This is a genomic window from Collinsella tanakaei (genome assembly GCF_016902615.1).
GTDB lineage: Bacteria > Actinomycetota > Coriobacteriia > Coriobacteriales > Coriobacteriaceae > Collinsella > Collinsella tanakaei_A.
On sequence record NZ_JACJMB010000016.1, the window covers coordinates 29,061 to 40,432 of the forward strand.

Consider the following 11,372-nt stretch of genomic DNA (forward strand, 5'->3'; position numbering starts at 1 on the left):
CGGCGCGGGCCCGCACGCTACCATCGACGAACCCCGCGCGCCGGCGGCGCCGGCATGACACTATCAGACACACGATCGAACGGACTTCATCGGCACTTATGGTTTTCCAGCACATCACCTCTCGCGCACCGCACGACTCTGCCGAACGGACCGATTCCCCCTCTAAAACCACGCGCGCCGAGGCAGCGGGTGCGCCCGCACGTCCGCGCTCGCGCTACATCCCCGCGCTCGACGGCATCCGCACGCTCGCCGTGGAGGCGGTGGTCGTCTACCATCTGCAGACGGCCTGGATGCCCGGCGGCCTGCAGGGCGTCACCGTGTTCTTCGTGCTCTCCGGCTTCCTCATCACGCGCCTGCTGCTCGTGGAGTACACGGCAACCGGTCGCATCGACCTGAAGGGCTTCTGGCTGCGGCGCATCCGCCGCCTGCTGCCCGCCATCGTCATCGTCATGCTCGCATGCGCCGCGCTCTGCGCGGTGTTCAACCACGTGATGCTCACGAAGATGCGCCCAGACATCGTGCCGTCGCTTCTGTTCTTCAACAACTGGTGGCAGATCCTGCGCAACGTGTCGTACTTCGACGCGCTGGGCGACCCCTCGCCGCTCACGCACTTCTGGTCGCTCGCCATCGAGGCGCAGTTCTACCTCGTGTGGCCGCTCATCCTGATCGGCGCGTTTCACCTCGGTGCGAAGCGCCGCAGCCTGCGCCGTTTCGCCCTCGTGGCCGCAGCGGTGTCGGCCCTCGCGATGGCCCTGCTCTACAACCCCGCCGTCGACCCGAGCCGCGTCTACTACGGCACCGACACCCGCGTGTTCTCGCTGCTGCTCGGCGCCTGGCTCGCCTTCATCCCCGAGCGTGCCATGCGCCCGCAGGCCATCGTCGGACGGTATCGCCGGTGGCGCGCCCGCCGCGCGCAGCACGCAGGCGCTACCGAGGCGAGCTCGATGGCGGCGCCCCAGCACAGGCGCGGCACCTGGACATGCGACCTTGTGGGGCTCGTCGGCCTGATCGGCCTTGCCCTCATCATGGTCTTCTCGAACGGGTACACGGCGTTCCAGTATCAGGGCGGCACGGTGCTCACCTCCGTGTTCGCGCTCATGCTCATCGCCGCCTGCGTGCAGCGCGACACCTTGCTTGCCCGCGTGTTCTCCGCCACGCCCCTCGTGTGGCTCGGCAAGCGCTCCTACAGCATCTACCTGTGGCACTATCCGCTGCTGCTCCTCATGAACCCGGCGAGCCACATCAGCGCGAAGCCCTGGTGGATCTACGTTGTGCAGGTGGCCATCGTGGTCGCCGTAGCCGCGCTCTCCTACCGCTTCGTGGAGGAGCCCTGCCGCCGCGGTGCCATCGGGCGCGCACTGCGGAGCCTGCGCGACCGCGCCATCACGCCCTGCGCCTTCGTGCGCGCGCACGCGGTCTACCTCGTTGCGGGCTGCGCCCTGATCGCTGCAGCCGGCATCGGCATCGCCGCCGTGCCCGACGCCTCCGCCATCTCCGAAGAGGGTGCGGCCCTGCTGGAGGAGGGCGGCCAGACCGGCTCAGGCAACACGGCGACGCCGCCCGCGCCCGCCAAGGGCGACGAGACGAACGGTGAGTATCCCGCCGGTTCCTACGACATCGTGATGATCGGCGACTCCGTGTCAGTGCGAACCGTGCCCGCCTTTCAGGAGCGCTTCCCCCACGGCTATATCGACGCCCTGAAGAACCGCCAGTTCAGCGCCGGTATCGACATCTACCGCGACCTGATTGACCGAAACCTTGCCGGTAACATCCTCGTGTTCGCTCTCGGCACGAACGGCCCCATGAGCGACGGGCAGATCGACGAGCTCATGAGTCTTGCGGGCGACAAGCGTACCGTCGTGTTCATGAATACGCGCAGCCCGCGCCCGTGGGTCGGCCCCACCAACGAGACGCTCGCGCGCGCCGCCGAGCGCTACGACAACGTGCGCGTAGTCGATTGGTACGGTTTCAGCGAGGGCAAAGACGAGCTGTTCGAAGGTGACGGCACGCACCTGAATGACGAGGGGGCACGCACCTACATCGACCTCGTGTACGACGCGGTGAGCGACGTGCTGCCGATCCATCTGGACGACGAGAAGACGAAGCAGATGATCGACGACCAGGTGAACGCCATCCAGCAGGCGCTCGCCGGACCGATAGACGAGCTTGCGAAGTCCGAGTTCTCCGGGCGCGCCCTCAAGGCGAAAGACGAGGCGTAAGGGCACGCCCGACCCGCCTCGCTGCGCGAACCTCGGAAGGCTTTCGCATCTGAGGGGAGCACGGCCAATACGGGCACAGCCCCGCCGGGACTGGTGAACTCGGTAGTTCTAGTAGCCCAACGCCTGCAGCACGAACATGATGACCGTGAGCACGGTGATGATGACGATCGTCGCCCAGGTGAGCGCGTTCCACACGCGTCCGTTGCGGTAATCTCCCATGATGTGACGGTCCTGCGCGATAAACAGCAGGAAGACGAGGAGCACGGGCAGCAGCACGCCGTTGATGACCTGCGCACTCATCATGATCTGGAACAGGTTCACGCCGGGCATGATGACGAGCAGGGCGGACGCCACGATGACGGCGGTGATGATGCCGCGGTAGACCGGCGCCTCCTCCCAGCTGCGGTCGGCGCCGCGCTCCCAGCCAAATGCCTCGCAGATGGCGCTCGACGTCACGCCAGGCAGCACGCAGGCGGCCAAAAAGCTCGCGGCCACGAGGCCGGAGGCGAACAGGATGGTCGAGAACTCGCCGGCGATGGGCTCGAGGGCGAGCGCAGCGTCGGCGGCGTCGGACACCTGCACGCCCGCCGGATAGAGGACGGCACCGGTCGTCACGACGATGAACCAGGCGATGGCGCACGCGATGATCGAGCCGCTCGTGGTGTCGATGCGCTGCAAGATGATGCCGCTCTCGTCGACGTTCTTGTCGACCACGTTGTTCTGCGCGAGGAAGATCATCCACGGCGCAATGGTCGTGCCGATCGTGGCCACCAGCAGGCTCACGTACTCCGGCTCGGGCACGATGTGCGGCGACACCGTGGCGGCGGCGACCTCGCCCCAATCGGGGCCAGCGAGAAACGCCGCGACGATATAGGTCACGAACACGCAGCTCACCATCAGCAGGATCTTCTCGATGCGCTGGAAGCTGCCCGACATGGTGAGCAGCCAGATGGCAAGACCCACCAGCGGGACGGACACCGTGGCGGGCACGCCGAACAGCGCAAGGCCGCTCGCGATGCCCGCGAACTCAGAGATCGTGACCGCCGTGTTCGCGATCAGGAGCGCCCCCATGGCCAAAGCGCTTTTGCGCACGCCGAACTTCTCGCGGATGAGCGAGGCGAAACCCTTGCCCGTCACGCACCCGCAGCGCGCCGCGGTCTCCTGCACCACGATGAGCAGCACCGCCATGAGCGGCAGCATCCACAGCGTACCGTAGCCATAGCTCGCGCCCGCGCTCGAATACGTGGCGATACCACCCGCGTCGTTGCCCGACAGGGCGGCAAGCAGGCCGGGACCCATGGCGCCGAGCACGGCCCCGACCGTCAGTTTTTGTCGTGTCCCTCTCCCCATCTCGCGCCACCTTCACCTAGGCCGCAACGAGGAAGACGGCAAGCGTCGAGAGGGCAGAATACAGCACGCAGGCGATGAGCACGGCTGAGACGCTGAGTGCGATGCCCGAGGTGTTGAGGTCGTGCTCGTCGCGCCAGAACAAAAGCTTCAGGTAGATGACCGAGAACGCGCAGCTCACAAACGTCACACCCGCGGCGCAGGCGAAGCAGGCGGAGAGCATGCGCGCCGCCCCGATGGCCGCATTGAGCGCACCGTCGGGATCTGCCGCAGCGCTCATCCATTCGCCGGCCGCGGCGCTCGCCAGCACGTCATCGGAGTAGGCGGCGCCCAGCACGAGCTGGCCGCACAGGTAGATGACGGCCGCCAAGACGATGCCGACGCCGGCGGTCTGCAAAAAGAACGCCAGGTAGGGCCTGTCCTCGTCGTCCGCCTCGTCATATTCCAGATAGTAGTTGCGCACGAACGACACGACGCGGCTCGCCGCCAGCAGCACGACCGGCATGACGCACATGGGATAGATGAACTGATGGCCGAGACCGCCGAGCGCCTCGAGCGCCGCGGCGACGATGCCCGACGCGATGGCCCAGATGAGCAGCCAGTACTGGCGGCGCGCAAACCACGACAGGACGTGCATCGACTCGCCCGTGCCGCCCTCGGAGCCGCTCATTCCCGCAATCTGCAGGTCCTCCTGGTGCTCCTCGTTCATGACCTCCATGGCGTCGTCGACCGTGACGATACCCAGGATGTGGCGGTCCTCGTCGCATACCGGCATGGCGGCCAGGTTGTACTTCGTCATCTCCTCGGCCACGTCCTCCTGGTCCTCGTCAGGCGAGACCCAGACGACGTCGCGGTACGCCAGGCTGTTCAGACGCGCATCGCGGTCGGCCACGATCAGGGTGCGCAGCGACAGCACGCCGGTGAGCGAGCCCGCCGGGTCGGTCGTGTAGACGTAGTAGACGCTCTCGAAGTCCTCGTCGAGCTTCTTCAAGCCCTCGATAGCATCGTTCACCGTCGATGTGGCGGACAGGGCCACGAACTCGCTGGTCATGATACGGCCGGCGGTGTTCTCCTCGTAGCCGAGCAGCGTACGGATGGCGCGCTCCTCCTTCACGCCCATGAGGCGCAGGAGCTTCTCGGCCTTCTCGTAATCCAGCTCCTCGATGAGCGCCGCCGCGTCGTCGGGGTCCATGAGGGCGAGCATCGAGGACGCGTCGCGATCGGACAGGCCCTCGAGCATCTCGGCCACGAGCTCGTCGTCATCGAGCTCGCTGATGGCCTCGGCCGCCTGGGCCGTGTCGAGCTGGGCGAAGACCTGGCCGCGCAGGCGGGGGTCGAGCTGCTCGATGATGTCGGCGATGTCAGCCGGGTGGAGTTCGCCCAGGGTCTTGTGCGACACGGACAGCTTGATGTTTTGGGTGGAACGCTCGAGCAGGTCCATGTAGGACCACGCGATGATGTCCTCGGCGAGCGGCTTGCCGATAGCGGCGGAAGCCTTCACGGCAACGCGCTCGAGCGCGGGGTGCAGCGAGCGCAGAAGACCGCGGATGCCCACCTCGGCGCCCAGCAGACGAAGCTGGTTTTCGCCCGAGGCCGACAGCTTGATGTCGTTCACGCGCACGACCTTCATGCCCTGCGTGTCGACGATCTGCTTGTTCATAATGTCGCGCGCGAGCAGGACCTCGTCGGGCTGCAGGTAGGAGAAGCGGATGTCGGTGGCGGGAACCTTGAGATAGACGCCGTCGTCATCCACGCGTTCGACGTACTTGCGCCACGAGATCATAAACGGGGTCTTGCCAGGCCCCTGGAAGGCCAGCGACGTCACGTGGGGGAAAACCTCGCCGGTGGCGATGCCCATATCGTTCACGATGCCGATGCGCTCGCCCGTCGAGTCGACGACCGGCAGCCTGAGCATCTCGGAAAGGTAGTTCATGGTGCTCCTTCTGAGGCGGAAAGAGGTCTAAGGCATAGGCGAACCCCGACGCGCGCCATGCCACAGGGCAGAAGGGCACCCGCAGGGTCAGCTACTGTGTGGTCGAGGTTTAGGTTTCACCTGCATCCTTTTCTCGCGCGGTCGCAAAAAAGAGCCCGACGCTAATCGGGCTCCTCACATTCTATACCAAGGGCACCGCCGACGATACGGCGCGCCGCTCGCGTCACACTTCGGGCAGGTCGGCGTCCTCGGGCATCTTCACCGTGCCGTTGATGACGTCTTCGGGGAAGCGCCCGTCGGTCTTCATGAGCTCGGACACCGTCACGAGCTCGTAGCCCGCGGCCTGCAGCCCCTCGATGATACCCGGCAGCGCCTCGACGTCCTGCGCGCGGTTGCCGCCGCCGTCGTGCATAAGGACGATGGCGCCGTTGTAGGCGTTCGAGAGCACCTCATCGGTGATGGCGGAGGCGCCGGGCAGCTTCCAGTCGAGCGTGTCGATGTTCCACAGCACGTTGCAGCTGATGAGGTCGCCGGTGCGCGCCCACTCGGCCGACGTGAACGCGCCATAGGGGGCGCGCATCATCTGCGGGCGGAACTCGGCGGCGCCCTCGATGGCGTCGAAGGCGCTCGTGATCTCGGAGCGCAGCGTGTCGCGGTCGCAGTCCGGCAGGTTCATATGCTGGTTCGTATGGCTCGCCAGCTCGCAGCCTGCATCGAGCACCGCCTTGCTGTCCTCGTCGACCTGCGTGCCGAGGTTGAAGAAGGTCGCCTTCGCCCCATAGCGCTGAAGAATCGCGAGGATATCTTTCGTATAGCTGCTCGGACCGTCGTCGAACGTGAGCGCGATGTACTTCTTGGATCCCTGCGGCCGGGCGTTGTAGGCGGACACGACCATGTCGACCGCCGGCTCGAGCACCTCGTGGTCGACCGTCTCGCCAGACTGCGCGCCGGTCCACACGAGCTTCTTGCCCGCGCGCCCCCACTGCGAGACGAACTGGATGGCGCCGGAGCCGTCCATCTGGATACCGGGCGCCTGCGCCACGGTCTCCTCCGTGTACTCCTCGGTCACGTCGGCTCCGTTAGCGACCGTCAGGTCGACGGCATCGATCGCCTTCATCGTGGAGAGATCGTCGGCGCTGACCGGAGCGCCGTCGCTTGTCACCGTGCAGCGCTCTCCCCCGTCCTCATCGATCACGTTGCCGCCGACGGACATCAGACGCCCCGCTTTCACCTGGAAGTAGTCGTTGTCGTCCAGCAGCTGCTGGATCGTGGCGGAGATGGGCGTCGCGTAGGTGCGGCCGTTAACCGTGACGTCGACGCTGCGCCAGAAGAACTGGTAGCCGACGGCAAGAGCCAGTACGCCCACGACGACAACCGCGGCGGCGATGGGGATGAGCTTCTGGGCGGGCGTCGCGCGCACGCGGCGAACGGTCGGATGGGGACGACGGGGTACCTGGACCTTCGCCTGCGCGGGATGATGCGGCACCGCCGATGCGGAGGCGCGCTGCTGGGAGGCTGTCTTCTGATGGCGCGTCGATCCCTGCCCGTGCGAGTTCGCACCCGCGTGCGGGCGCGCAGCTTGGGAACCGTCGTGCCGCTCGGCGGGCCTACGGAAGGACGATGTCGCGTGCGGGGAGCTCCCGTGGTTCGCCGGTGCCTTGCGCATCGTCGGGTGCTCGATGCGCCCGAATGACTGCGTGGAGTACGGGGGGATCTTGATCTTTCCGGTCCCGTGCGGAGCCTGACGTGGCGCAGACGACGTCGCGGACGCGCCCGCCGCGCGCTTTTGCGATGTCGCTTGGCGATTCGCGGCAGGATGAGCCTCGGGGCGCTTGCCGGCCCCCTGCGACGCCGCTGGACGCTTGTCCCGCTGCTGCTGTCCGTGCGTTTTGGAGCTCTCCATCAAACCATCCGGATTCATCTTCGCATGCAATCGGCCGCCCGCATGCTCGCACGCATGATTTCGGCAGCACTGTGTTTGATTCTACCTATCTTTGCGCGATGCTATTCCTCATTCGTCGCCTCATCAGGGGAAAGTTGAGGCAGCACCGCTCCTTCCGGCATTTTCACCTTCGAGAGGTCGAGCGCCTCCGCAAGTTCTTCATCGGTGTCAACGAGTTCGGACAGGCTCACGATCTCGTAGCCCTCAGCCTGGAGCTGATCGATGATCTGCGGCAGCGCCTCGAGCATCTGCTCTCCGCACTCGTCGTTATCCGTCATGAACACGATGTTGCCGTTGCTGACGGACCCCACGACGCTCTCCACGACCGCATCGGCACCCGGCAACAGGTAGTCGCCCGAGTCGAGATTCCATGTGACGACCGCGCTCACGAGGTCCATCGCCTGGGCCCAGTCCGCATCGGAGAACAGGCCGTACGGCGGGCGCAGCAGGGCCACGGTTTCGCCCGTGGCGTTCGCGATGGTCTCGAAACCCTGCGTGAGCTGCTGGCGCAACTCGTCGCCGGAAAGCTCCGACAGGTCGACATCCGAGGCGGAGTTCGAGCCGATCTCACAGCCTGCGTCGGCGATCTGGCGCGCAGCAGCTTGGTTGGCCTCAACGCGATCGCCCTGCAGGAAGAACGTCGCCGTCACGCCCTTTTCCTGCAGGATCTGGAGGATCTGGCTCGTGTAGCTGCTCGGCGCCTCGTCGAACGTCAGCGCGACGTACTTGCCGTCCTTGGGCGACACGGACGTCTTGCGCACCACGCAGTTCTGGACTTCCTGCACCACGCCGCGGTCCGCGGTCTTGCCGGACACCGTGCCCGTCCATACCTCGGAGCGCCCCGGGATGCCCCAGGTCTCCACGTAGGCGATGGCCCCGGTGCCCTTGATCTCAAGTGTGGGCTGAATCTCGGTCGCGGCCACCTCGTGCTCTTCGTACTCATCGCGACCGCCGGAGATCTCAAGCTCCTCGCCGCCGGTAAGCTCCGTCGTCGCCAGGTCGTCGTTATCGATCTGCTCGCCGTTCAGCACCACAGAATAGCGCTCGCCGCCGCGCTTCTCGAGCACGGAGTCATCGACCGCCAACAGGTCGCCGGCGCGGTAATCGAGCTGCTGGTCAGCAATCAGCTGCTCGACGCTCGAATGGATGCGCACCGAGACATCCGATCCGTTGAGGGATACCGTCACGCCGCGGTTGATGTACCACACGACGCTCGCTACGAACAGCAGACCCGCGCACGCGATGGCGATGATGGCGTAGGGGCGGCGCTGCTTGTTGCGGCGCGAACGGAGGTTCATTCCGTTGCGGCCAAACCCCTGGGAATGATGCAGGTATTGGGCACCCGGCTTGCGCTGCGTGCGGCGCCTGGCCGACGGCAGATGGTTGTCGTCGCGGCGCATGTGCGGCTTGCGGGGCTTTTTGGAATAGGAGGTGGTGTAGTTCGGCAATGGTTCTCCCTTATCCGTATGGTAGGAAGACTGTACCACAAGGCGCCCTCAACTGGGCGAACCTGCCGTTGAGCGGAAACGGGGCGGGCGCGGCACACAACCTGTCCACGCGTGCCACGCTACGCCGTCGGGCACGCGGTACGACGCCGGCGCAGCGCGGTGCCGGCAGCAGCCGGCGGCGGCCCACGATTACCCACGGCGGCAGGCCCTTGCTAGCCAGTAACTTCCGGAACATCATGATGTTCCGAACCTCGAGATTGCGTTTCCCCAGATAAATGTGTTTATCACTGACGGAACATCATGATGTTCCGTCAGCGGGAACGCGCGCACCATGCCGAGCCGCCCACCCTACGCCAAAACAAAGCGGGCGCGCATGCCCGCTCTGGAGCATGCGCGCCCGCCGCAACCGTCAACTGAGCGTACGGCTATTTCTTCTTCTTGGAGGTTCCTGCCGCCTTGCGGTACTCGCTGGCGAATGCGGAGAACATCCCGCGGGTCTTGCCGAGCTGCTTGCCGAGCGCGCGGCTTCCCTTGTCGAGCGCCTTCGATCCGTGCTCGTCGAGCTTGGCGGCACCCTTCTTTACCTTGTCGCCGATCACCACGGAGGCCTCCGCGGCCTTTGCCGCGGCACCGCCCGTCAGCTCGAGCGACAACACGTCGTCGGAAACGATCATCGCCCCGTCCCGGTAGCCGAGAAGATAGCTCACCGGCATCTCGATATTGCCCACCAGAAGCGACGAGGCGCTGCCGCCGTCGAGCACGAAGCGCGTGACCTCGCCGGTCGTGCTGTTGAACATGGCGTCGGAGCAGTAGCCGACCTTCTTGCCGGATTTCGTCACGACGTCCATGCCCGTCCAGATCAGACAGCGGTCCAAATCGATACCCAGGCGCTTGGCGGCGGCATCGTCGTAGTTCTCCTTGCCGTCGGCGACCGTGAGCACGCCCTCGTACACATCGAGCGCGTCAAGCGCCACGAAGCAGTCGGGCTGCTTGATCATGCCCACGACATCAGGGCGTTTCACCATGAAGCCGACCACGCGACGACCCGTGGGGTCGAACACCGGGAAGTGAACCTTCCCGAGTCGGCGCGGCTCGGCGGGCATGCCGTCCTTGTTGGTGGCCTTACGAGCAGAGGGCGCGCGATAGATTCGCACACCCTGGATATCGGCTACGAGCATCTACGCCTCGCTGGCGGGCGCGGCGCCGGCATCGGCGCTGGCGTCAGCGCTGGTATCGGCGGCCTCGGGCGCCACGGACTCGACAACGACATCGGCGGCGGGCGTCACGTTGCCGCCGGCGATGGCGTCGTTCAGCTGCTCACGCAGCTGGTCCATGCGCTCGCGGGCAAGGTCGACCTTGGCGCGCAGCTCATCGGTCTTGGCGTCAACCATGGGGCCGAAGTCGCTCGCGGCGGTGCGGGCCTGGTCCATGCCCTGTTCATACATGTCGCGCGCGTTGTCCCACGCGTCGTTGGCCATGTCGGCGGCCATGGCGCGCGTCTCGGCGCCGGAGCGCGGGGCCACCAGGATGCCGATGATGGTACCGGCTGCGGCGCCGATCACGGCACCCGCGACAAAACTGAATCCCTTACCCATGTTGCTCCTCCCATAGAGTGAACTTGTTCGGTGGAACCATCATTATACCCACGCCGTCCGGTGCCATATCCATGCCGCCGGACGGTAGGCGAACCGTTACGCGTCGGTGCCGCCGGAGGTGGAACCCCCGCCGAAGACGGAGCCGAACACGTCGGCGATGCGCTTGGCGGGCGCGTGCTCCGCGGTCTTGGCGCGGCGGCGGATGCCCATCGGGTCGATCTCGCGACGGCGACGGGGCTCAGGCTCCGGCTCAGGCTCGGGAGCGGGCATGGGCTCGGGCGCACGTTCATCCATCTGGACCGACACGTCGGCGGCATCAGCGCCCTGCGACGTCATCTCGCCGTCGGCGGGCAGACCTTCCGCCTCCCCGTCGGCAGCGGGAGCCTCAGAGGTGTCCTCGGAGTCCTCCTCGCCGCGCAGATTCAGCACGAGCTTGCGCAGGCCGGACACCGTGCCGGCGAAATCGGGCGAGGTCGCCTCGTGGTGCAGAAACGCCCAGTCTATCATGAAGGCCGCCGAGGAGAGCGCGCCCACGGTGAGCGCGTCGTCGGGGCAGGAGAGCTCGACGTCGAACAGGCGCTCGTCGCCCGGAACCTGACGGGTGCGACCGCAGGACACCTTGCCCGCAAGACCCGTCTCGTTCATGATCTCGACGCTCAGGTGCTCGAGCAGATGCGGCAGCTCCGTGTCGCCCATGCACTCCTGGAACTCGCGGCCCGTATCGCCCAGGCACAGATGCTTGGCGATGGCCGGGGCGAGATAGTACACGCGCGCCGTCGCCTCGATATCCTCCGAGGTCCGAAGCGGCATGCCCGGGTTCACCAGCACGCGCGCGCAGAGCTTGTCGGCGCCCACGGTGATCTTCAGGATGTTGAACAGCGTAGCCAT

General features: G+C 66.2%; 8 protein-coding genes. 1 reads left to right on the forward strand and 7 read right to left on the reverse strand.

Annotated features, from left to right (window positions below):
• The first annotated feature begins 98 nt into the window (after window positions 1–98).
• The gene (locus H6A21_RS06695; RefSeq protein WP_204561631.1) at window positions 99–2,219 is read left to right on the forward strand and encodes an acyltransferase family protein; all 2,121 of its coding nucleotides are present in this window, start codon (window positions 99–101) and stop codon (window positions 2,217–2,219) included.
• A gap of 108 nt (window positions 2,220–2,327) precedes the next feature.
• On the opposite strand, the gene H6A21_RS06700 is transcribed toward H6A21_RS06695, so the two are convergent.
• The 7 genes from H6A21_RS06700 to H6A21_RS10945 all read right to left on the reverse strand — a co-directional run bounded on the left by H6A21_RS06700 (window position 2,328) and on the right by H6A21_RS10945 (window position 11,372).
• Window positions 2,328–3,569 (reverse strand): NRAMP family divalent metal transporter, encoded by a 1,242-nt coding sequence (locus tag H6A21_RS06700; protein ID WP_204561634.1) that lies wholly within the window; start codon window positions 3,567–3,569, stop codon window positions 2,328–2,330.
• Window positions 3,570–3,585: 16 nt separating this feature from the next.
• A complete protein-coding gene (locus H6A21_RS06705) occupies window positions 3,586–5,499 on the reverse strand; it encodes a magnesium transporter (RefSeq protein WP_204561637.1) in 1,914 nt (637 codons plus the stop codon).
• Window positions 5,500–5,722: 223 nt separating this feature from the next.
• A complete protein-coding gene (locus H6A21_RS06710; protein ID WP_204561640.1) occupies window positions 5,723–7,165 on the reverse strand; it encodes a polysaccharide deacetylase family protein in 1,443 nt (480 codons plus the stop codon).
• A 338-nt stretch (window positions 7,166–7,503) separates the two neighbouring features.
• Window positions 7,504–8,889 (reverse strand): polysaccharide deacetylase family protein, encoded by a 1,386-nt coding sequence (locus H6A21_RS06715; protein WP_204561643.1) that lies wholly within the window; start codon window positions 8,887–8,889, stop codon window positions 7,504–7,506.
• A 425-nt stretch (window positions 8,890–9,314) separates the two neighbouring features.
• Window positions 9,315–10,067: a PRC-barrel domain-containing protein gene (locus H6A21_RS06720; RefSeq protein ID WP_204561646.1), complete on the reverse strand. Its 753-nt coding sequence runs from the start codon at window positions 10,065–10,067 to the stop codon at window positions 9,315–9,317.
• Window positions 10,068–10,484, reverse strand: a complete 417-nt coding sequence (locus H6A21_RS06725) for a YtxH domain-containing protein (protein WP_204561649.1) — start codon at window positions 10,482–10,484, stop codon at window positions 10,068–10,070.
• 96 nt (window positions 10,485–10,580) lie between these two features.
• On the reverse strand, window positions 10,581–11,372 hold the full coding sequence (locus H6A21_RS10945) for a hypothetical protein (protein ID WP_239462712.1): 792 nt from the start codon (window positions 11,370–11,372) through the stop codon (window positions 10,581–10,583).